The organism is Aestuariimicrobium sp. T2.26MG-19.2B (assembly GCF_950101875.1).
GTDB classification, from domain to species: domain Bacteria; phylum Actinomycetota; class Actinomycetes; order Propionibacteriales; family Propionibacteriaceae; genus Aestuariimicrobium; species Aestuariimicrobium kwangyangense.
Window position 1 is genome coordinate 2,167,709 of sequence record NZ_CATNLW010000001.1, and the last position, 22,056, is coordinate 2,189,764.

At 68.1% G+C, this 22,056-nt stretch carries 20 protein-coding genes; 11 read left to right on the plus strand and 9 right to left on the minus strand.

Going from position 1 to position 22,056, the window contains the following annotated elements; genetic code table 11:
* Positions 1–213 precede the first annotated feature (213 nt).
* The 6 genes from tig to QQZ11_RS09640 all read left to right on the plus strand — a co-directional run bounded on the left by tig (position 214) and on the right by QQZ11_RS09640 (position 6,822).
* Positions 214–1,722: a trigger factor gene (tig, locus tag QQZ11_RS09615; RefSeq protein WP_284550082.1), complete on the plus strand. Its 1,509-nt coding sequence runs from the start codon at positions 214–216 to the stop codon at positions 1,720–1,722.
* 174 nt (positions 1,723–1,896) lie between these two features.
* Positions 1,897–3,123 carry an AI-2E family transporter gene (locus tag QQZ11_RS09620; RefSeq protein ID WP_446698844.1) on the plus strand — a complete coding sequence of 409 codons (1,227 nt, stop codon included), beginning with the start codon at positions 1,897–1,899 and terminating at the stop codon, positions 3,121–3,123.
* Positions 3,124–3,216: 93 nt separating this feature from the next.
* On the plus strand, positions 3,217–3,846 hold the full coding sequence (locus QQZ11_RS09625) for an ATP-dependent Clp protease proteolytic subunit (RefSeq protein WP_281166943.1): 630 nt from the start codon (positions 3,217–3,219) through the stop codon (positions 3,844–3,846).
* Positions 3,797–4,534 (plus strand): ATP-dependent Clp protease proteolytic subunit, encoded by a 738-nt coding sequence (locus QQZ11_RS09630; RefSeq protein ID WP_446698820.1) that lies wholly within the window; start codon positions 3,797–3,799, stop codon positions 4,532–4,534. Before QQZ11_RS09625 ends, QQZ11_RS09630 begins: the two co-directional genes overlap by 50 nt.
* Before the next feature lie 251 nt (positions 4,535–4,785).
* On the plus strand, positions 4,786–6,072 hold the full coding sequence (clpX, locus tag QQZ11_RS09635) for an ATP-dependent Clp protease ATP-binding subunit ClpX (RefSeq protein ID WP_022910917.1): 1,287 nt from the start codon (positions 4,786–4,788) through the stop codon (positions 6,070–6,072).
* 21 nt (positions 6,073–6,093) lie between these two features.
* Positions 6,094–6,822: a class I SAM-dependent methyltransferase gene (locus QQZ11_RS09640; RefSeq protein ID WP_022910918.1), complete on the plus strand. Its 729-nt coding sequence runs from the start codon at positions 6,094–6,096 to the stop codon at positions 6,820–6,822.
* Here QQZ11_RS09640 and QQZ11_RS09645 read toward each other — a convergent pair.
* From QQZ11_RS09645 to QQZ11_RS09655, 3 genes are read right to left on the minus strand one after another with little or no spacing between them, the layout of a single operon-like run.
* Positions 6,789–7,763, minus strand: coding sequence for an ABC transporter ATP-binding protein (locus QQZ11_RS09645; RefSeq protein ID WP_022910919.1), 975 nt, complete (start codon positions 7,761–7,763; stop codon positions 6,789–6,791). The genes QQZ11_RS09640 and QQZ11_RS09645 overlap by 34 nt on opposite strands.
* A gap of 1 nt (position 7,764) precedes the next feature.
* On the minus strand, positions 7,765–8,628 hold the full coding sequence (locus QQZ11_RS09650; protein ID WP_284550084.1) for an ABC-2 family transporter protein: 864 nt from the start codon (positions 8,626–8,628) through the stop codon (positions 7,765–7,767).
* The gene (locus tag QQZ11_RS09655; RefSeq protein ID WP_284550085.1) at positions 8,621–9,418 is read right to left on the minus strand and encodes an ABC transporter permease; all 798 of its coding nucleotides are present in this window, start codon (positions 9,416–9,418) and stop codon (positions 8,621–8,623) included. Before QQZ11_RS09655 ends, QQZ11_RS09650 begins: the two co-directional genes overlap by 8 nt.
* A gap of 94 nt (positions 9,419–9,512) precedes the next feature.
* Between QQZ11_RS09655 and QQZ11_RS09660 the strand changes: the two genes are divergently transcribed.
* On the plus strand, positions 9,513–11,348 hold the full coding sequence (locus QQZ11_RS09660) for an AMP-dependent synthetase/ligase (protein ID WP_284550086.1): 1,836 nt from the start codon (positions 9,513–9,515) through the stop codon (positions 11,346–11,348).
* A gap of 86 nt (positions 11,349–11,434) precedes the next feature.
* Positions 11,435–12,166 (plus strand): VIT1/CCC1 transporter family protein, encoded by a 732-nt coding sequence (locus tag QQZ11_RS09665; protein ID WP_284550087.1) that lies wholly within the window; start codon positions 11,435–11,437, stop codon positions 12,164–12,166.
* A gap of 12 nt (positions 12,167–12,178) precedes the next feature.
* On the opposite strand, the gene QQZ11_RS09670 is transcribed toward QQZ11_RS09665, so the two are convergent.
* Positions 12,179–12,562, minus strand: a complete 384-nt coding sequence (locus QQZ11_RS09670) for a RidA family protein (RefSeq protein WP_284550088.1) — start codon at positions 12,560–12,562, stop codon at positions 12,179–12,181.
* Between the two features lie 39 nt (positions 12,563–12,601).
* Here QQZ11_RS09670 and QQZ11_RS09675 point away from each other — a divergent pair, with 39 nt between their 5' ends.
* Positions 12,602–13,702 carry an alanine racemase gene (locus QQZ11_RS09675; RefSeq protein WP_284550089.1) on the plus strand — a complete coding sequence of 367 codons (1,101 nt, stop codon included), beginning with the start codon at positions 12,602–12,604 and terminating at the stop codon, positions 13,700–13,702.
* Here the strand turns inward: QQZ11_RS09675 and QQZ11_RS09680 are convergent.
* The 5 genes from QQZ11_RS09680 to QQZ11_RS09700 form a co-directional block, all read right to left on the minus strand.
* Positions 13,637–14,875 carry an MFS transporter gene (locus QQZ11_RS09680; protein ID WP_284550090.1) on the minus strand — a complete coding sequence of 413 codons (1,239 nt, stop codon included), beginning with the start codon at positions 14,873–14,875 and terminating at the stop codon, positions 13,637–13,639. The genes QQZ11_RS09675 and QQZ11_RS09680 overlap by 66 nt on opposite strands.
* A gap of 34 nt (positions 14,876–14,909) precedes the next feature.
* Entirely contained in the window at positions 14,910–15,617 is a 708-nt protein-coding gene (locus QQZ11_RS09685; protein WP_022910926.1) for a pyrimidine reductase family protein, read from the minus strand.
* A gap of 19 nt (positions 15,618–15,636) precedes the next feature.
* The gene (valS, locus tag QQZ11_RS09690; protein WP_284550092.1) at positions 15,637–18,216 is read right to left on the minus strand and encodes a valine--tRNA ligase; all 2,580 of its coding nucleotides are present in this window, start codon (positions 18,214–18,216) and stop codon (positions 15,637–15,639) included.
* A gap of 173 nt (positions 18,217–18,389) precedes the next feature.
* Positions 18,390–19,220 carry a DsbA family protein gene (locus QQZ11_RS09695; protein WP_284550093.1) on the minus strand — a complete coding sequence of 277 codons (831 nt, stop codon included), beginning with the start codon at positions 19,218–19,220 and terminating at the stop codon, positions 18,390–18,392.
* A 53-nt stretch (positions 19,221–19,273) separates the two neighbouring features.
* A complete protein-coding gene (locus QQZ11_RS09700; RefSeq protein ID WP_284550095.1) occupies positions 19,274–20,101 on the minus strand; it encodes a DsbA family protein in 828 nt (275 codons plus the stop codon).
* Between the two features lie 160 nt (positions 20,102–20,261).
* On the opposite strand from QQZ11_RS09700, the gene QQZ11_RS09705 reads away from it, so the two are divergent.
* Together QQZ11_RS09705 and QQZ11_RS09710 are read left to right on the plus strand one after the other, a co-directional pair.
* Positions 20,262–21,692 (plus strand): bifunctional folylpolyglutamate synthase/dihydrofolate synthase, encoded by a 1,431-nt coding sequence (locus tag QQZ11_RS09705; RefSeq protein ID WP_284550097.1) that lies wholly within the window; start codon positions 20,262–20,264, stop codon positions 21,690–21,692.
* Positions 21,689–22,048: a DUF4233 domain-containing protein gene (locus tag QQZ11_RS09710; protein ID WP_284550098.1), complete on the plus strand. Its 360-nt coding sequence runs from the start codon at positions 21,689–21,691 to the stop codon at positions 22,046–22,048. Before QQZ11_RS09705 ends, QQZ11_RS09710 begins: the two co-directional genes overlap by 4 nt.
* The last annotated feature ends 8 nt before the right edge of the window (positions 22,049–22,056 follow it).

Sequence of the window (22,056 nt, forward strand, 5' to 3'; positions counted from 1 at the left end):
CCGGCGGGACGGCCGGGACTGGATCGAGGCTACGTCGCCGCGCAAGCACCGTTGCCGAGTTCGCAGTGCACCCCCCACCACAACCGGCGAGGTGGCCGGCTCCGGTGAGCGGATGGCCCCGGTTGGTGAGCGACCGGGGCCATCGCTAGGATTGTCAGGAATGCGTTCGCCCCGGTGGTGTGCGCTGCCCCAGTACACCATCAGGAGAAATCAGTGCCGAGCACCGTTGAGAAGCTGTCCCCGACCAGGGTGAAGCTGACCGTCGAGATCCCGTTCGCCGAGCTGCAGCCCAGCCTCGACAAGGCCTACAGCAGCATCGCCGAGCAGGTGAACATCCCCGGTTTCCGCAAGGGGAAGGTTCCCCCCACGGTCATCAACCAGCGATTCGGGCGAGGCATGGTGCTGCAGGAGGCCATCAACGATGCCCTTCCTGAGGCATACGGGAACGCCGTGAACGAGGCCAAGATCGTTCCCTTGGGTCAGCCCGACATCGAGGTCACCAAGCTGGAGGACAACGACCTGGTCGAGTTCACCGCCGAGGTTGACGTCCGCCCCGAGTTCGAGGTGCCCGCCACCGACGACATCGCGGTCGAGGTCGAGCCGGTCGAGGTCGATGACGCCGCCGTCGAGGAGCGCGTCGACATGCTGCGCCAGCGTTTCGCCACCACCAAGGAGGTCGACCGCGCCGCTGCCGAGGGCGATGTCGTGGTCGTCGACCTCGAGGGCACCCGCGACGGCGAGCCCCTGGAGGACGCCACCGCAGATGGCATCAGCTACAAGGTCGGTGCGGGCGGCATGCTCGACGGCCTGGACGAAGCCGTCACCGGGCTCAAGGCGGGCGAGTCGAAGCAGTTCACCTCGACCCTGGTCGGAGGCCCCCTCAAGGGTCAGGACGCCGACATCAAGGTGACCGTGCAGAAGGTGCAGGAGCAGGAGCTCCCCACCCTCGACGACGAGTTCGCCCAGATGGTCAGCCAGTTCGACACCATCGACGAGATGATGGCCGACCTGCGCGACTCCCTGGTGCGCATGGCCCGCCTGGAGCAGGCCGCCGCTGCCCGTGACAAGGTGCTCGAGGCCGTGCTGGCCAAGGTCGAGATCCCCCTTCCGCAGGGGCTGGCCGACTCCGAGCTCGAGGCGCGTCGCAACCAGATCACGCAGCAGCTGACCCAGGCCGGCCTCACCCTCGAGCAATACCTCGAAGAGGCAGAGGACGAGACCGCGACCGATGAGGAGGCCTTCTGGGCCGACATCGAGCAGCGCTCGCTCGACGCCCTCAAGGCACAGCTCGTGCTCGACCAGGTCGCCGAGAACGACGAGGTGGGGGTCGAGCAGCAGGAGCTCACCGAACTGATCATGCGCAAGGCTCAGCAGTCGGGCACCAGCCCCGAGCAGGAGATGCAGCACATGATGGAGCACAACCACCTGCCCGAGTGGATGGCCGAGATCCGTCGCAGCAAGGCCCTCGCCCGGCTGGTCGATGCCGCCACCGTGACCGACACCTCGGGTGCCGTCATCGTGCTGTCGGCCCTCAACCCCGATGGGTCGCTCAACGAGGACGTGCAGGAGGCGGCCGAGGAAGCCGTTGCCGAGAAGAAGTCGGCCAAGAAGCCTGCCGCCAAGAAGGCTGCTGCCAAGAAGCCTGCCGCCAAGAAGTCCGACAAGGCCGACGCCGAGGCGGATGCCTCCGACGCCGAGGTCGACACCGACGCGCAGGCCTGATCTGCCGAAGGCCCCGAACCGGGCATACTGAGAGGCGCCGTCCCGCTGGGGCGGCGCCTCTGTGCTGGTGGCCATCCCGACCCTCCCCGAAGGACGACCGTGAACTTCCTCACCCGACTGGTGCGCTCTGCTCGTGGCGGGACAGCGAAGAAGCAGCCGCTGGAATTGACCGCGATGCCCGACCCCGAGGGCTTGGAGCCGGTGCAGCCGGCCAGTGCGCAGTCACCCGTCGAACCTGCGGCGACACGCTCGTCCTCGGTCGAGACACCGGTGGCCCGGGCAGCGTCGAACGCCGGTGAGGCGTCAACCGTCGGGAGTCGTCCGGGCCTGCCGCGCTTCCTGATGGTCGTCATCGGCGTCGCGGCGACCGGGCTGGCGCTCACGTTCATGCGCGACCTGCAGACCCTGATCACTCCCATGTTCTTCGGGCTCAACCTGATGATCACGGCCTACCCCCTGCACCGCAAGCTGGTGCAGTGGAGGGTGCCCAGCTGGCTCAGCGCGACGGTTGCCGGCCTGGTCGTCTTCCTGGTGCTGCTGCTCTTCGTGGCCGGTTTCAGCTGGTCCGTCGCTGCGATGGTCACCAAGTTGCCCGACTACCAGGACCAGTTCGTGCAGCTCTACCAGGACGGGATCAACCTGTTGGCCCGGTTCGGTTACTCCGAGGACTGGCTGGTGCAGCAGGCCAAGGGCATCAACCCCCAGAGCGTCTTCAACGTGCTCGGGTCGGTGGTGAACTCCACCAGCGGGGTGCTGTCGATGCTGGTGGTGATCATGACCGCGATGATCTTCATGGTCATGGACACCCCCGACATGGGGCGCAGGATGGCGGTGGCCCGCCAGAGCCACGGCCGCTTCATCGGGGCCCTCGAGCACTTCTGCGAGGGCATCCGCAAGTACTGGGTGGTCACCACCGTCTTCGGGCTGATCGTCGCGGTGCTCGACCTGGCGGTGCTGCTCGGACTCGGGGTTCCGTTGGCGCTGGTGTGGGCCCTGTTCAGCTTCCTCACCAACTACATCCCCAACATCGGCTTCGTGATCGGGTTGGTTCCGCCGGCGCTGCTGGCGCTGTTCCAGTCCGGCCCCAAGTCGGCCATCGCAGTGGTGGTTGCCTACTCGGTGCTGAACTTCGTGGTGCAGTCGATCATCCAACCCAAGATCGCCGGGAACGCCGTCGGACTCGGCCCGACGCTGTCGTTCATCTCGCTGCTCCTGTGGACCTGGGTGCTGGGGCCGCTCGGCGCCCTGTTGGCGCTGCCCAGCTCATTGCTGGTGAAGGCGCTGCTGATCGACGCCGATCCTTCGGCCCGCTGGGCCAATGCCCTGATCTCGTCGCGGATCGAGGACGCGGAGTCACCGGCCACCGCCGTCGATCCCGAGCCGGTCACTGCGCGAGCCTGAGCGAACGCCAACAGCGAAAGGACCGGAACCCACTCCGGTTTTGTCGGGTCGGCACGGTAGGTTCGCGGTGTGAACAACACATCGCATCTGCCCCTGATCCCGGCGCCCGTCGGGCAGGGCCCCCGTGCCGCAGCGGGTGGTCCCTCGCCGTTCGGGCTCAGCGACAACGTGTACCAGTCGCTGCTCGTCAACCGCATCGTCTTCCTCGGCTCCGAGGTGAAGGACGAGAATGCCAACGCCATCTGCGCGCAGTTGTTGCTGCTCAACGCGGAGGACCCCGAGAAGGACATCTACCTCTACATCAACTCCCCGGGTGGATCGGTGACCGCCGGCATGGCGATCTACGACACCATGCAGTGGATCTCGAACGACGTGGCCACCGTGGCCATGGGCCTGGCTGCCTCCATGGGCCAGTTCCTGCTGTCCGCCGGCACCAAGGGCAAGCGGTTCGCCCTGCCGCACAGCCGCATCATGATGCACCAGCCCTCCGGTGGCATCGGTGGTACCGCGTCCGACATCCGGATCCAGGCCGAACAGTCGCTGCACATCAAGCGCGAGATGGCCGAGTTGATCGCGCAGCAGACGGGTCAGACCGTCGAGCAGATCAACGCCGACTCCGATCGTGACCGTTGGTTCACCGCGGCGCAGGCACTCGACTACGGGTTCATCGACCATGTCTACGAGCGGGCCAGTCAGATCAAGACCGACGCCCCCAACCAGTGATCCCACCCATCCAGTGATCCAGAGGCCTGAAGTGATCAACACCATGCACACCCCGCAACTCCCCGGGGGGATGGCTCCGGCCGGCCCCTCGATGGACTACTACATCCCGCAGTGGGAAGAGCGCACCAGCTACGGCGTGCGTCGCGTCGACCCCTACACCAAGCTGTTCGAGGATCGCATCATCTTCCTCGGCACCCCCATCTCCGACGACATCGCCAACGCCGTCATGGCCCAGTTGCTGTGCCTGCAGTCGATGGACGCCGATCGCCCTATCAGCATGTACATCAACTCACCCGGTGGTTCGTTCACCGCGCTGACGGCCATCTACGACACGATGCGCTACATCAAGCCCGATGTGCAGACCATCTGCCTCGGCCAGGCTGCCTCGGCCGCCGCCGTGCTGCTGGCGGCCGGCACCAAGGGCAAGCGCCTGGCCCTGCCGAACTCCCGCATCCTGATCCACCAGCCGGCCACCGAAGGCGGCTACGGGCAGAGTTCCGACCTCGAGATCCAGGCGAACGAGATCCTGCGCATCCGCTCGTTGATGGAACGGATGCTCGCCGACGCCACCGGGCAGGATCTCGACAAGGTCAGCCACGACATCGAGCGTGACAAGTACCTGACGGCCGCAGAGGCCGTCGAGTACGGCATCATCGACGAGATCCTGCCCTCGCTCAAGGACTCCTGAGACTCGTGTCGACGGGCGGCGGCCCGGCCCGTGGGGTCTGCCGCCTCCCGCCGACAGGTCACGGAATGGACACAAAACCCCGGGCCATCCCAGGTCCCGGCCGTGCATCCGACATCGCTGTCGGCCCGGGGTTAGGGTGGCGAAAAGTTCACCACGGTAGAGTCGGGACCCGATCGAACCGCCCTTGACACCCGGTCAAGGAGAACAGCACACAAGGAAACAAGCGCTGACCGGCGCCGAGAGGAGGAGACATGGCACGCATCGGGGAGTCGAGCGACCTGTTCAAGTGTTCCTTCTGCGGCAAGAGTCAGAAGCAGGTCAAGAAGCTCATCGCCGGACCGCACGTCTACATCTGTGACGAGTGCATCGACCTGTGCAACGAGATCATCGAGGAGGAGTTCGCCGAGACCCCCAGCGTGGGTCTGCTGGACGACCTCCCCAAGCCCGTCGAGATCCGCTCGTTCCTCGATGAGTACGTGATCGGTCAGGACTCCGCGAAGAAGACCCTCGCGGTGGCCGTCTACAACCACTACAAGCGGGTACAGGCGCAGGCCGCCAGCAGCACGCCTGCCCGTCGGGCCGAGGACGACGGGGTCGAACTCGGCAAGTCGAACATCCTGCTGATCGGGCCCACCGGATGTGGCAAGACCTATCTCGCGCAGACCTTGGCGAAGATGCTCAACGTGCCCTTCGCCATGGCCGATGCGACGGCCCTCACCGAGGCCGGGTACGTGGGTGAGGACGTCGAGAACATCCTGCTCAAGCTGATCCAGGCCGCCGACTTCGACCTGAAGAAGGCCGAGACCGGCATCATCTACATCGACGAGATCGACAAGGTCGCCCGCAAGTCCGAGAACCCCTCGATCACGCGCGACGTCTCGGGTGAAGGGGTGCAGCAGGCGTTGCTGAAGATCCTCGAGGGAACCCAGGCGTCCGTGCCGCCGCAGGGCGGCCGCAAGCACCCCCATCAGGAGTTCCTGCAGATCGACACCACCAACGTGTTGTTCATCGTGGGTGGTGCGTTCTCAGGCCTGGAGGACATCATCGGCCAGCGGATCGGCAAGCGCCCCCTCGGTTTCAACAAGGAGATCGCCTCCCGCGCGGTCGAGACCGACCTGTTCAGCCACGTCTCTCCCGAGGACCTGCACAAGTTCGGCCTGATCCCCGAGTTCATCGGACGCCTGCCGATGATCTCGACCGTCTCCCCGCTCGACCGGGGCGCCCTCGTGCGCATCCTGGTGGAGCCGCGCAACGCACTGGTCAAGCAGTTCCGCAAGCTGTTCGAACTCGACGGCGTGCAACTGGAGATCACCCCCGACGCCGTGGACGCCATCGCCGACAAGGCGCTGGAGCGTGGCACGGGCGCGCGCGGCTTGCGCGCCATCCTCGAGGAGACGCTGCTCGAGGTCATGTACGAGGTGCCCGGCCGCGAAGACGTCGCAGGGGTGCGGATCACGGGAGCCGTCGTCCGTGGTGAGGACGCACCCGAACTGCTGCCGCGGGCCAAACTCGCCCCTCGCGGCGAGTTGTCCGCCTGAGTCGCTGCCCGAGGCTGCCGGATGGCCACCCGCGAATGGGATGCCCAGACCTATGACGCCCTTCCCCTGCCGCACGTGGCGTGGGGACAACGAGTGCTCGACCACTTGGCGCTGACCGGCCACGAGCGCGTACTCGATGCCGGTTGCGGTACCGGACGCGACGCCGCCGCCCTGCTGGAACGCTGGCCCACCGCCCGGGTGGTCGGGGTGGACGGCTCGGCCGCCATGATCAGCGCCGCCCGAGAGCGGCTGGGGGGCCACGTCCAACTGCTCGTCGCCGACCTCACCGAACCCCTTCCGATCGAGCCGGTCGACGCGGTGATGAGCGTGGCGGCCTTCCACTGGATCGCCGACCACGAGGCCCTGTTCACCAACCTGGCCCGCTCGGTCGTCCCCGGCGGGCGACTGGTCAGTGACTGCGGCGGGCAGGGCCAGCTGGCGTTCCTGGACGAGGCCTTGGTCGAGGTCACCGGACGACCCAAGCAGGGGATCCGGTTCGCCGGGGTCGCCGAGACCGAGCGGGCGCTGACCCGAGCCGGCTGGCGGGTGGAACGCGTTGAGCTTCGGCCCGACCCGTTGCGGATCGAGGACCCTGACCTGCTCGAGACCTATCTGGGAGCCGTCTGCCTCGGGCAGTACCTGGCCGAGCTGCCAGCCGACGAGCACCGGCCCTTCCTCTCACGGGTTCGAGGCGCCATGCACGAGCCCGTCGTCGACTACGTGCGGCTCGAAATCGAGGCGCGCCGGTAGATCGTGCCCACCAGTTCCTCGATGGTGGGCTCGGTCAGGGCGATGTCGACCACCGAGCACTGGGCCTGCACCGCTGCCAGCACTCCTGCCGCGGTCAGGGGTGAGGCGAACTCCACCTGCAGGCGGCTGGCGTCGTCCGTGGGCAGTTGTTCGGCACCGGCCGGCAGGTCGAGCAGCACCGGCTCGTCGTCCGCGACGACATCGACGACAAGCCTGCGGCGAGCCCCGGTCACGGCGGCCAGTTCGGCCTCGGTGCCGTCGAATGCCACCCGGCCGCGGTCGATGATCACCATGCGTTCGCACAGACGCTGCACGTCGGACAGGTCGTGGGTCGTCAGGAACAGCGTGGTGCCCCGTTCCGTGCGTTCCCTCACCAGGAAATGGCGCAGCCGCTCCTTCGACAGCATGTCGAGACCGATGGTCGGTTCATCGAGGATCAGCAGGTCGGGGGAGTGCACCAGGGCGGCGGCCACCTCACCGCGCATCCGTTGCCCGAGCGAGAGCTGGCGCACGGGCGTGCCGAGGAAGCCTGACAGGTCCAGTTCGTCCACGAGGGTGTCGAATCGCGGCTTCCAGATGCGGCCCGGGAGCCGGTGCATGGCCGACAGGATCGGGTATGACTCCCCGAGCGGCAGGTCCCACCACAACTGGGAGCGCTGTCCGAAGACCACCCCGATCTGTCTGGCCAGCTCACGCCGCCGCGGGACGGGGTCGAGCCCGCAGGTGCGCACCTGTCCCCGGGTGGGGGTGAGGATGCCCGTCAGCATCTTGATGGTGGTCGACTTCCCAGCCCCGTTGGCGCCCAGGTAACCCACGGCGGCCCCCGCCTCCACCGTGAGGTCCAAGCCGTCGAGTGCAGGCTTGACCACGCGTCGGCGTCGCCACAGTGAACCCTCGTGGAGCACGTAGTCACGGCCCAGTTCTTTCGCCTCGATGATCATGTCACCCTCCTGCTCCGGTGTAGTGCCTGATGGCCCGCCCCCAGGCGACCAGTCCCGTCGCCCAGACGACCAACGCGGCCACAGGCGACAACCACCCCAGCCACGCGGGCCAGCCATGGGGCAGACCTGCGCCCGAGACGACCGCCATCGGCAACCAGGCCGACAGCAGGGTCGGTGCCACGAAGGTGAAGAACACGCGAACGGGGGTGAACAGGGCCCTTCCGGGCACCCCCGACGCGAACTTGCCGCCGTACATGACGGCGTTCGAAGCCTGTTTGCCGTCGACCACCACCATCGTGAAGGCGCCGGCCCAGACCTGCAGCCCGGTGAAGATGCCCGCACCTCCCAAGGGTGCGATCACCGCGAGACCGACCTTGGCGGCGGTCCAGTCATCCACCGTGGCCACCAGCAACCACGGATAGGCGATCACGCCGACCAGCACTCGTCCGAGTCGGCGCAACTGGAAATCGGTGGTGACCAACTGGGTCAGCAGCGAGGTGGGGCGTACCAGCAGCGTCTCGAGCCGGCCCTGCTTGACGAAGTCGCCAGCGTTCTCCAGTTCCCCGAACAGCAGGTCTGCCAGTCCGAAACCGAACTGGCTGCAGACGTAGACCAGTGCCGCCTGCGACAGGGTCATACCGCCCAGCACCGGGGCGTGCACCAGCAGCACCCAGATCTCGATGAACTCGCTGGCCACCAGGAAGGCCTGGCTGAACAGGTCGAGGGCGAGCGAGGTGCGGTAGGCCAGTTGCGAGCGCAGCCGTGACCCGACCAGCACCCTGATCATGGCCAACCACGTGACCGGACGATCGTCGCCCAAGCCCAGCACCGTGCGTGGTCGGGAACCGACCACTGGCTCAGCCACCCTGCACCTCCAGGCTGCGGGTGCCCCAGCGCAGCACCAGGACCACGACGAGCCCCAGCACCAGCACCCATCCGAGTTGGGTGGTCAGCACCTCCAGGACACGGCCGCGGGCGAGGCCGGTCGCCAGGTCGGCGGGCGTCTGCCACATGCTGGGCAGGAAGGTGTGTTCGACCAGGGTGCGCAACCAGTGGGGGAACCACTGCACGGGGACGAGGAAGCCTGACAACGTGTTGAAGACGACCATGAAGAACACGAGGAAGCCACGGATGTCGACCAGCCACAGCCCCAGCAGGTTGACCACCAGCCAGCAGAACAGGCAGAGCGTGTTGGCCAGCACCATCGAGCACAGGAAGGCCAGCCACAGCCACGGCTGCGTGGGCAACACCAGACCCGTGGTCACGGCACCGACCAGCATCATCGGGATGAACCGGGGGAGAAGTTGCGATGCGCCTCGACCGAGGTCGGTCGCCCACCACTGGGCCAAGGGATGCGCCGGCCTCAACAGGTCGACCGCGAAGTCTCCGGATTTGATGCGCAATCCGACCTCGCGGGGGTAGCTGCCCCACAGCTCGACGGGACCCAGCATCGCCTGGGTCACCCAGACATAGGTGGCCGCCGAGGCTGCGGTGTACCCGTTGACGGTGCCCCCGGCGGCTTGGACGGCTGCCAGCAGCAGGCTGGCCCGGATCAGTCCGAAGACGGAGTTGGCCAGCAGCGCCGTGAGCGTGGCCACGCGATACCTGGCCCATCGGCGGAAGCCGCCGATGACCAATTCCCAGAGCGCGCGCACTCGGACGAGCCTACCGGTGGGCGGGTGGGTCGGCCGGTAGGGTGGAGCAGACATCCGCGCACCGCCGCCCGAGACCACCACGAGGACGACCACCGTGAGTACCCCTGTCATTGATGTTGCCCAGACGGTTCCCACCGACGACCTGCGCAACGTCCCTCAACTCGTCAGGCGTCGAGCCACCGAGCATCCCGACGCCGTCGCGTTCTCGGTCCACCGCGGCGAGGCAACGGTCGACGTGACCGGGGCCGAGTTCCTGGCCGATGTCGAGTCCCTGGCCAAGGGTCTGATCGCCCACGGTCTCCAGCCCGGTGACCATGTCGCCGTGATGTCGGCCACTCGGTACGAGTGGACCGTGTGTGACTTCGCCATCCTGTTCGCCGGCGGTGTGGTGGTGCCCGTCTACGAGACGAACACGGTGGGCCAGACCGCCTTCGTGCTGCAGGACTCGGGAGCCGTCGCCGCCTTCGCCGAGGGAGGCCGGCACGTGAAGGTGGTGACCGAGGCGGCGGCACAGGCCGGGGTGGAGCTCAGCGCCATCTGGAGGATGCACGGCTCGTCCGACCTCGACGACCTGCGCGCGCTGGGTGCCGGGGTCTCGGACGAGGACCTGCTCGCCCGCTCCGACCTGGCGACGCCCGACACCATCGCCAGTCTGGTCTACACCTCGGGGACCACAGCGGAGCCCCGTGGGGCAGCCATCACCCACCGCAACCTCGCCCATCTCGCCGTCAATGTCATCGAGACCCTGCAGGACATCCTGTTCGAGGGTGCGTCCACCGTTCTGCTGCTGCCGTTGGCGCACATCCTGGCCAGGTTCGTGCAGCTGGGGGCCTACGTGAGCGGCACCCGGATCACGCACGTGCGTGACGCCTCGCGCGTGATCCCGATCCTGGCGGCTGCCCGGCCGACGATGATGGTGGTCGTCCCGCGGGTGATGGCCAAGGTGCTGGCCGGAGTGCGCAAGAGCGCAACCGAGAAGAAGCTGGGCAAGGTCTTCGACCGCGCCGAGCACGACGCGATCGAGTGGGGTCGTCATCTCGAGGCCGTTCAGGAAGGCCGGAAGGGACGCACCCCCCTGAGCCTGCGTCTGCGCCACACCCTGTTCGACAAGCTGTTCTACGCCAGGATTCGGTCGACCCTCGGTGGCAACCTCGGCACCCTCGTCTCGGGCGCCGCGCCCCTCGACCAGCAACTGGCCTACTTCTTCCGCGGTGTCGGCATCGAGGTGCTCGAGGGATACGGGCTCACCGAGACGACGGCTCCCGTCACGGTCAACCGTCCGGGGGCAAGCGTGATCGGCGGTGTCGGAACCCTGGTCCCGGGATCGACGCTGAAGATCGCCGAGGACGACGAGATCCTGGTGAAGGGCATCGGCGTCTTCGCGGGCTACCACCATGGCGACGGCGACGAGTTCGACGCTGACGGGTTCTTCCGCACCGGCGACCTCGGGCGCGTCGACCACCACGGTCGCCTGTTCATCACGGGCCGTGCGAAGGACATGATCATCACCGACTCGGGCAAGAACGTCTCCCCGCAGAAGTGGCAAGGCGTGCTCGAGCGGGACGCCCTGGTGGCCAACGCCGTCGTCATCGGTGACCGGCGGCCCCACCTCGCCGCCCTGCTGGTGGTTGACCCTGCCGGGGTGGCGGACTGGGCATCGGCCAACAACCGCCCCGATCTGGCCACGCGTTGGGCCAAGCCGGGGCAACTGCCCGGGGAGAAGATCACCGACCCCCAACTCCTGACGGCGCTCGAGCACCTGGTCGACCGGGCCAACGCCCAGGTCAGCAATGCCGAGCGGGTACGCCACTGGGTGGCAGTCGCCGCCGACGTCAGCGAGGACGCGGGTTATGTGACCCCGACCATGAAGCTCAAGCGGCAGAAATTCCTCGACGCGATGAGCCCCGTCATCGAGGAGATCTACTCCTGAACCAGACCCGGATCGGCACCATCACCCCTAGTGAGGGCAGCCTAAGCTAGCTTGTGAAAGATCTCACTCGGGTGCAGGGTGGGCTCATGACACAGACGAGTTCGCTCGGGACCCTCGCGTCTGAGGGTGACTCGGGCACCCAGGGGTTCCACACCCGACTGAACTGGCTGCGCGCTGCGGTGCTCGGCGCCAACGACGGGATCGTCAGCATTGCTGGTCTGGTGGTCGGCGTTGCCGCTGCCACCACCAGCAGCCACGCTCTCCTGGTGGCCGGTGTGGCTGGTGTCATCGCGGGTGCGCTCAGCATGGCAGCCGGTGAGTACGTGTCGGTCTCGACCCAACGCGACGGGGAGCGCAGCCTCGTCGACCGCAAGCGATCGGAGTTGCGGGCCGATCCTGACGGGCAGCTGGAGCGGCTCGCTGCGCTCTATCGCGCCAAGGGGTTGGACGCCCATCTCGCCGAGCAGGTCGCCGAGCAACTCACCAGTCGCAACGCCCTCGCCGCCCACGCCGAAGCAGACCTCGGGGTCGATCCCGAGGAGCTGACCAACCCCTGGCATGCTGCCTGGGCGTCGATGTTGTCGTTCACGCTGGGAGCCCTGCTCCCGCTCGCGGCGGTGCTGCTCACGCCCGTCTCGTGGAAGATTCCGGTCACCGTGCTGGCCGTCACCGTGGCGCTGGCCATCACGGGAGCCAGCAGCGCCAAGCTCGGCGAGGCTCCTGCCGTTCCCGCGACGCTGCGCAATGTTCTCGGTGGGGCGACCGCCATGGCCGTCACCTACGGTGTCGGCCTGCTGTTCGGAACGCTGGGCGGCTGACGCAGCCAGAACTCAGGCGGCGGAGCCCACGTGTGCCACGGCGTCGACCTCGACCCTGACATTGGGGTGCCCGAAGTCGACGATCAGGGCGGTCCGGGCCGGACGGTGGTCACCCAGTCGGCGGGCGTAGATCTCGTTGAACGGCGCGAACAGCAGCGAGTTGGACAGGTAGACACCCACCTTGACCACGTCGTCCCAGGTGGCTCCGCCGGCAGCGAGCACCTTCTCGACGTTGTCCAGCGTCCCTTCCACCTCGGCTTCGAAGTCACCCACGAGGATCCCTCCGTCCGGGGCGTTGGCCACCTGTCCCGAGACGTAGAGCACGCCACCGGCGGAGTAGCCGGGGCTCAGGGGTGCAGAGGGGGCGGGCTGGTCGGGCAGGTGGATCGCGGGCATGCGGCCCACTCTAGTGAGGGACCCGGTTGAATGGTGGCCATGGACCTCTCCGGACTCGTCGGCCAGCATCCCACCCCCATCCTGCTCGTCGACGTCGGTCGGCTCGACCGCAACATCGCCCAGGTGCAGCATCGCTTCACCGAGGCCGGGGTCGACCTTCGTCCCCATGTGAAGACCTCGAAGTGTCTGGAGGTTGCCTCCCGGCAGCGCGCCGCCGGTGCGATCGGCCACACGTGCTCCACCCCTGCCGAGGTGGAGTGGCTGGCCCGTGCCGGTTTCACCGGCCTGCTGTGGGCCCACCAGCCGGTCGGCCCGGCGAAGGTCGACTTCGCCGTGAGGGCTGGCCGCGAATGGGGGGTCACCCTGATCGCCGACTCGGTGGCCGTGGCGCAACCCCTCTCCCAGAAGGCGATCGAGGCAGGTGTCACCCTCGCTGTCATGGTGGAGGTCGACTCGGGGCAACACCGGACGGGCGTGACGGCTGGCGAGGCCGTCGGGGTGGCCAGCGCCATTGCCGCGCTGCCCGGGATCCGGGTCGTGGGCATCCTCACCCACGAGGGGCATGTGGGTGCCGCCTCCGGGGCTCCGGCCCGGGCGGACCTGGGCTCGCGGGTGGGCTCCGACATGGCGGAGGTGGCTGAGTCACTGCGAGCCGCGGGGATCGATCTGGGCATCGTTTCGGTGGGAAGCACCCCCGGCTGGCAGACCGCTCCGTTTGCCACCGGGGTGAGCGAGGGCCGCCCCGGCACCTACGTCTACTACGACGCCAACCAGGTGCGCGGGGGTACCTGCACGCTCGACGAGTGCGCCCTGTCGGTGCTGGCGACGGTCGTCTCGAAGCACGCCGACCGGGTCATCATCGATGCTGGGACGAAGGCCATGTCTGCCGATGCCTTCACGGCCCAGACCGGTGGCGGCATCGTCTGCGATCCCGATCTGGTACCGCTGGAGGGGATCCACTTCGAGCAGGCGAACGAGGAGCACGGCTTCCTCACCGGTGAGGTGTCGGGGCTCGAGGTCGGTGACCTGGTGCGGATCGTGCCCAACCATGCCTGCGGTACGGTCAACATGTGGTCAGGTCTGACGGCTGTCTTCCCCGACGGCCGGCTCGACTCCTGGCCGATCGAGGCGCGCCACTGACCAGCCCACCACCAGTCCCAGGAGGGCGACCGCGGCGCCGGCCGCCAGCACGCTCCCGAAGCTGAACCGGCCGACTCCCTGTCCTCCAGTGGCGACGGTCATCGTCCACGGCGCCGCGAATCCGACATAGGTCAGGGCGTAGAAGACGGCGCTCACCGGCGCCAGCACCTCGACGGGGGTGTGGGTCTCGATGGTGCGCAGCCCACCGACCAGCAGCAGGCCGTAGGCCGCGCCGAACACCACCCAGGCCACCGGGATCAACGGATGCTGCGTACGCGAGACAGCAGCCAGCGCCAGCGCGGCAATCAGCACGGCAAGGCCAGTCGGCAGCGTGACGCCCGGGTGGGCGTCCTCCACCTGCCTGATGGTGGGCTGCAGGGCCACCCCTGTACCCAGGGTGAGAGCGGCACCGACACCGATCAGCAGCACCACGTGGGCGGCGAGCGGGCCCGCAGTGGCGCCGACGGCCGTCGGCAGGGCGAGGAACGACAGGGTGGCCGAGCCGAAGACCCACGGGGCGGTGAGGGGCACCCAGGCCAGGAACCAGCGGGAGCGCAGGGCCATGACCACGGTGCCGGCCCGCGGCGCTGGTCGTTCTGTCAGGTCCAGTGCCGCCTGGTCAAGCTCCGGCGCACGCCAGACCAGCACCGCTGCGGCCATGGCCACCAACACGTGCACGAGGTAGGGCAGCACCGTCGGGTGGGGCAGCTCGGTGAGCAGCGCCGCGACCAGCGCACCACCCCCGAATCCGGTCGAGAGTGCCACCGTGGCCCGGCGTGCCCCGATCCCCGGCGAACCTGACGACAGTTGCTTCACCCAGGCGGTGCCCGGAGCCATCGCGGCGCCGATGGCAACACCGGCCAGGATGCGGCCGAGCAACAGTCCGCCCGTGTGATGGGTGTTGACGGCGAGCACGAGCGAACTGACCAGCGAGGTGACCGCCCCGAACCGGACGAAGGGGCGCTTGCCCCGGTGGGCGCTCCACCACCCGGCGACCAACAGGGTCGGCACCAGACCCGCCGCGTACAGCCCGAACAGTGCCGTAGCCGTGGACGCCGAGAGCGAGACCTGTTGCCTGTAGACCTGGACCATCGGGGCGAACTGGTTGGCTCCCCAGCCGATCGCCCCCAACGCGAAGCTGACCCGGGCCCAGTCCGGGACGGTGCGTGGCATGGGGCCTCCTCGTGTCCGTGCCACGGTAGTGCCGTCAGGCGCGGCGGTACTGCAGGAACAGGAAGTCGTCCCCCCGATGGACGGCCGTCAGGCTGAGCCGCCGCGGGGTCTGGGCTCCGGTCGTCAGGGGTACACCGGCACCGACCAACTGTGGACTCAGCACGAACAGCAGTTCATCGACCAGGTCGGCGTCGAACAGGTCAGCCAGCAGGCTCGGGCCTCCCTCGGTGAGCACCCGGGTGAGGCCGCGGGCGTGCAGGGCGCGCACCGCTTCGGCCAGGTCCACCCGCCGCTCGCCCGCCAGCACCACGTCGGCGACCCGGGCCAGGGCTGCTCGACGGCCCGGGTCGGCCCCCTCGTGGGTGATCACGATCGGACGGGTGGTCGCCTCGGTGAACAACGAAGTGGTCGGGTCGAGGTCGCAGGAGTGGGTGACGATGGCGAGTCCGGGTTCGGGCGTCTGACCCCGGGAGGCCCGAGCCGCGGCCACCTCAGCGCTGACCCCCAGCGGTCCGTAGCCCTCGGCGCGGATGGTGCCGGCGCCGACCAGCGTCACGTCGGCCAGGCTGCGCAACAGGTGCAGCAGCACCTGGTCCTCCGGGCTGGTCAGACCACCCACCCGTCCCTCGACCGTGGCGGAACCGTCCAGCGAGATCACCATGTTGGCGCGCAGCCACGGGCCCTGCGGGTGCGCGTAGGCGGTGGCCAGATCGGTCTCGGTGGCCGGGGTCAGGTCGAACATGGCGCCATTCTGCTGCAGATCAGCCCTCGGGCTGCACCAGCTCGACGGCCACCGTCAGCGGTTCCTCGGACGAGACCCAGCTGACCTCACCGGTGATGCGTCCGACGGCTCTCAGGTCGTTCTCGATGGCGGCGAGGCGCTCGACCCCGGCACCGGTGAAGACGGCCCGGGTGACCTCGGTCTTCATCGAGACCTTGGCGGTGGACTTGGCCCCACGGATGGCGATCAGGGCCGCCGCCACGTCGGCGAGCAACTGGGCATCGCCCTCCACGGCGATCTCGTCCACTCTCGGCCACCGCTGGTGGTGCACGGACTGGTCCGAGATCCACGACCACACCTCTTCTGTGACGAAGGGCAGGAACGGCGCGAACAGCTTCAGCATCGCCGTCAGGGCGATCCTCAGGGCCGCCCGGGCCGAAGCGGCGGCCTGGTCACCCTGGGCCCCGTAGGCGCGCTCCTTGACGACCTCAAGGTAGTCATCGCAGAACGACCAGAAGAACTGCTCGGTCGCCTCGAGGGCGCCGGTGTAGTCATAGTCCTCGAACGACGAGGTCGCCTGCTCGACGGTCATCGCCAGTCCCACCAGCATCGCCCGGTCCAGGGCGTTGGTGACCTGGTCACGGGTGGCATCGGCGCTCGACATCGCCAGCACGAACTTCGAGGCGTTGAGCACCTTCATGGCCAGGCGTCGTCCGACCTTCATCTGGGTCTCGTCGAATGGGGAGTCGAGCCCGGGTCGTGCGATGGCGGCACGCCACCGCACCGCGTCGGCGCCGTACTTGTCGAGGATCTCGGTGGGCACCACGACGTTGCCCTTCGACTTCGACATCTTCTTGCGATCGGGGTCGACGATGAAGCCCGAGATCATGGCCACCCGCCAGGGTGCGGAGCCCTCCTCGAAGTGCGCACGGACGACCCGGCTGAACAGCCAGGTGCGGATGATGTCGTGGGCGTGGGTGCACAGGTCATAGGGGAAGACCGACGCGAACAGCTGGGCATCGGTGAGCCAACCACCGGCGAGTTGGGGGGTGAGCGAGCTCGTGGCCCAGGTGTCCATCACGTCGGGATCACCGATGAATCCGCCGGGCACCCCGCGCTGGCTCTCGTCGTAGCCCTGCGGGGCCTGGGACGAGGGGTCGACCGGCAACTGCTTCTCGCTGGGCAGCAGCGGGTGGCCGTAGTCGGGCTCACCATCGCCGTCGAGTGCGTACCAGACCGGGAAGGGGACGCCGAAGAAGCGCTGGCGGCTGATCAGCCAGTCCCCGTTGAGTCCGTTGACCCAGTTGTCGTAGCGGTGCTTCATGTGGGTGGGCACCCAGCTCAGCTCGGCGCCACGGTCGAGCATCTGCTCGCGCACGCCGGCATCGCGCCCCCCGTTCCTGATGTACCACTGTCGGGTGGAGACGATCTCGAGGGGCTTGTCGCCCTTCTCGTAGAAGTTGGTCATGCGCTGGGTCGGCTTCGGTTCGCCGTCCAGGTCGCCGGTCTCGCGCAGCTTGGCCACGACGGCCTCGCGGGCCGAGAACGTCGTCTTGCCTGCCAGCTCGGTCCAGAACTCGGCCCCACCCAACCACTCCGGGACCTCGCGCAACAGGCGCCCGTCGCGACCGATCACCGTTCGCACGGGCAGGTTGAGTTCGCGCCACCACTGCACGTCGGTGAGGTCACCGAAGGTGCAGCACATGGCGATGCCGGCTCCCTTGTCGGGTTCGGCGGCAGGGTGGGGGAGCACCGGCACCTCGACGCCGAAGATGGGCGAGGTCACCGTCGTGCCGAACAACGGCTGGTAGCGCTCGTCGTCGGGGTGGGCGACCAGGGCCACCACCGCGGGAATGAGTTCCGGTCGGGTGGTCTCGATGTGGATGGGCCCGTCGGCGCCGTGGAAGGCGACCCGATGGTAGGCGCCCGGGTACTCGCGGGCCTCCAGTTCGGCTTGGGCGACCGCGGTCTGGAAGGTCACGTCCCACAGGGTGGGTGCCTCCTGCAGGTAGGCCTCACCGCGTCCGAGGTTGCGCAGGAACGCGGTCTGCGAGACCTTCTGGGCCTTGGCGCCGATGGTCGTGTAGTTCTGCGACCAGTCGACCGACAGGCCCAGGGTGCGCCACAGCGACTCGAAGACCTGCTCGTCGGCCTCGACCAACTGCTCGCACAGCTCGACGAAGTTGCGGCGACTGATGGGCTGCTGCTTCTTGGGGTCGGGCTTCGCCGGAGGCGTGTAGTCCTCCACGTAGGGCAGCGACGGGTCGCAACGAACCCCGAAGTAGTTCTGCACGCGCCGTTCGGTGGGCAGCCCGTTGTCGTCCCAGCCCATCGGGTAGAAGACCTGCTTGCCACGCATGCGCTGGTAGCGGGCGATCAGGTCGGTGTGGGTGTAGCTGAAGACGTGCCCCACGTGCAGGGAACCCGACACCGTGGGCGGTGGGGTGTCGATCGAGTACACCTCGTCGCGCGAATCGGGTTGCACGAAGGCGTAGGTCTCACGTTCCTTCCAGGTCTGCGCCCACTTGGCCTCCAGACCCTCGAGCACAGGCTTGTCCGGTACCTGCGACGCGGTGGCGGTCGCGGTGGGCTCGGACGAGAGGTGGTCTGCTGTGCTCATGGGGCCACAGCTTAGTGATCCACGGCGGGAGGCTCACAGTCGACCAGTTCGCCGGCCCGAGGACCATTCGTGCAGATCGTGTGCGCCGGTGGCAGTTGTTGCGCCCCGAGCGCCACTGTGGTGCTGGGACGACACGATCCGCACGATTGGGCGCGGGCACCACTGCCGCGGGATCACTTGTACTGGGCGATGGCCTGTTCCCAGGCCGCGGAACTCGGGTCGAGCACCTGCCACCAGGCGACCTGCTTGCCGTCGGCGTTCACCATCGGGTTCTTGCCGTTGATGCTGACCTGCGGGGTCGACCCGTCGAAGGAGGGGAGCGCCTTCTCCTGCTGGGAGGCCAGAGCGTTGGCGGTGGCCCGCTGGTCGTAGCACTGCTGGAACTTCGCCAGCTCAGGATTCTGCAGCCCCGCCTGGTTGGCGAAGGTGACCCGCAACTGTTCGTCGGTGAAACCCGCTCCCTCCTGCTCGGGTTGTCCGGCGAAGAGCGCGTCGTGGTAGGTCGGGTACACCCCGACCACGTCGGCGCACATGGCCGCCCTGCCGGCTCGCTCCGATGCGTCCTCGTTGCCCAGCCTCTTGCCGATCACGGTCAGGATGGAGAACTCCAGCTTGATCTCGCTGGCGCCGGCCAGTTGGTTCAACACCGGTCCGTAGGTCTCGTTGAAGCTCTTGCAGGCGGGGCACTGGAAGTCGAGGTAGACCGTGATGGTGGGCACGTCGGCAGTGGTGCGGGGGTTCTCGACGATCGCGCTCCCGGCGGCATTCAGGTTGGGCGGCGAGACCTGCGCCGCCAGTTGCTGGTCGGTGAGCCGGTGCCCGGCTGACCGGTTGCGCACGACCACCGTCGCCACGGTCGCGATGATGGCCACCACCACGACCGCCGCCACCAGCCAGATGATGCGCATCCGGCGGTCGGATCTCCTCAACTGGGCTTCCCGTTCGGCCCTCAGCTGCTCCCGCCTGGTGGGCTGGGAGGGCGGCGAGACCTTGCGTCCAGACATGACCACACCCTAACGATCGGCCCGAACCAGCGACTCGGACCAGCCGTTGGGGCTCACTTGATCTTGTCGATGGCCTCGACCCAGGACTGCTCGGTGGGTTCGAGCACGCGCCACCAATCGGTGTCCTCGCCCTTCTCGTTCTTCACCTTGGGGCTCTTGCCGTTGACCGAGTACTGCGGGGTGGAGCCCTCCCACGTGGTGCGGGCCTTCGACTCCTCGTCGCGGACGGCCTGCGCCGTGGCCTTGTCGTCGTAGCACTTCTGGTAAGCGGTCAGCTTCGCACCCGTGATCCCGGCCGCGGTGGGGTAGGTCACCCGCAACTGCTCGTCGGTGAAGCCGGTGCCCTCGGCGGGCTGGTTGGCGTAGACCGCGTCGTGGAAGGCGCCGAAGGAGCCCGCGATGTCGGCGCAGAACGAGGCCCGCGCGGCACGCTCGGAGGAGTCATTGCGCAGGTTCGTGTCGAGGAAGGTCAGCACCCGGTACTCGAGCTTGACCTTGCCGTCGGCGGCCAACTTGTTGACCGTCGCGCCGAAGTAGTCGTTGGCGCTCTTGCAGGCCGGGCACTGGAAGTCGAGGTACACCGACAGGGTGGGCACGTCACCGGTGACCTGCGGGTTCACCACGATGCCCGAGCCGTCAGCGTTGAGGTGCGGCGGCTTCACCTGGGACGCGGCCTCCCTGGCGGCGATGTCACGCTTGTTCTGTCGGTCGTTGTAGATGACGACACCGACGGTGGCCACGATGGCGATCAGCACGAAGCCAGCGACGGCGTAGAGGATCCGCATCCGGGTGCGAGCCCGCTTGGCGTCAGCCAATTGCTGGGCGCGCAGTTGTTCGCGACGGGTCTGGTCTGCGCGAGCGCTGGAGGTGTTCTTGCTCAACGATCTGCTCTCTCCGGAATCGGCGGGTCGTGGGTGCGGTGGTCGTCACGCCAACTTGGTTGAGCCTTGAACGACCGGTGCTGGCCACGAGTCTACGGGGCGTCGCGAAGCGGATCCTCGGCGGGCACGCGTTCGGGTGCGTGCCAGTAGGCTGGACGAGATGAACGAACAGCAGCACCAGGCCATCGTCGAGGCGCTCTACGCCCGCTGGCCCGAGCACCGGATCGCCCCTTCGCTGGGACGCATGCGCGCCATCTGCGACCTGATGGGCAACCCCGAACGGTGCGCTCCCGTCATCCAGATCACCGGGACGAACGGCAAGGGCTCCACGGCGGCCATGATCGACGCCCTGCTGCGGTCCGCCGGTCTGCGCACGGGCCGGATGGCCTCCCCGCACCTGCAGGACGTGACCGAGCGGGTGCTGATCGACGGCGAGCCCATGGCCGTCGACGACTTCGACGAGCTGTACACCGAACTCGCGCCCCTGATCGAGATCGTCGACTCCCAACTCATCGACGGTGTCAGGATGACCGCCTTCGAGATCTACACCGCCCTCGGGTTCGCGGCCTTCGCCGATGCCCCCGTCGACGTGATGATCCTCGAGGTGGGCATGGGTGGTTCCTGGGACGCCACCAACGTCGCCGACGCCAAGGTTGCCGTCATCACCCCCATCGACCTCGACCACACCCACATCCTCGGTTCCACCACCGTCGAGATCGCTCGCGAGAAGGCTGGCATCATCAAGGCCGGTGCCATCGCGGTGATGGCCGGACAGAGCCCCGAGGTCGCCCAGGTGTTGCTCGACCGGTGCTCCCAGGTGGGTGCGGAGCCCGTGCTCGAGGGGCCAGGCTTCGGACTGCTGCAACGCGAGGTCGCCCTGGGTGGACAGGTCATCAGGATCGAGACGGCCGACGGACCGCTCGGAGACCTGCACCTGCCGCTCCACGGCCTGCACATGGCCAGCAACGCCGCCCTGGCCGTGGCCGCCGCGGAGGCCCTGTTCGGCGCCAAGGGTTTGAGCCCTGACGTGATCGCCGATGGTCTGGCGGCCACGGCCATCCCCGCACGGATGGAGGTCGTGCACCGGGAACCCACGGTCGTGCTCGACACCGCCCACAACCCCCATGGGGTACGCGCGACCCTGGCGGCCACCCAGGAGGCCTTCGGCTTCGATCCCCTGATCGGGGTCGTGGCGATGATGCGCGACAAGGACTCCGCCGGGGTGCTCGACCTGTTCGCCGAGGTCATGGACCGGGTCGTCGTGACGACGGTGCAGTCGACCACCCGAGCCCTCCGCCCCGACGAACTGGCCGATCTCGCCGAGGACGCCTTCGGCCCCGGCCGGGTCGAGCAGCGAGACACCATGGTCGACGCCCTCGACCGGGCCATCCAACTGGCCGACGAGGCGGGGGAGGGCGCGGGGATCCTGGTGGTCGGCTCGTTCATCGCGGCCGGCGAGGCACGCGACCACCTGATCGGACGAGGCCCGGCCACCGGCCTGACGAACCCCTTGGCCGGTGCCACCACCCGGGAGTGGGACTTCTCGGACTTCGACTCACCCGAGGGCGAGCCCGGAGAGGTCATCTCGTGAGGGCGCTGCGGCTCGCGCCGACCAACCCGATGAACCGGGCGCTGCTGTCGGCGCTGGTCTTCGAGGTGATCGTGTTCGGTCTCGGGATTCCAGGGATGCTGCTGCTCGACCGGGTGCCGGTGGGGCTCGCGGTCGCCACCACGACGGTGGCCATGGTGCTGGCCCTCGCCGCCGCCGCCACGCTACGGCGTCCGGTCGGCTACCCGTTGGGCTGGCTGGCGCAACTGGCCGGCCTGTCGCTGGGCTTCCTCACCCCGATGATGTTCGCCGCCAGTGGCATCTTCGCGCTGGTCTGGGCCGGCTGTTTCGTCCTTGGCAAGAGGATCGAGAAGCAGGCCCGTCCCGACGCTCGCTAGGGTGTGAG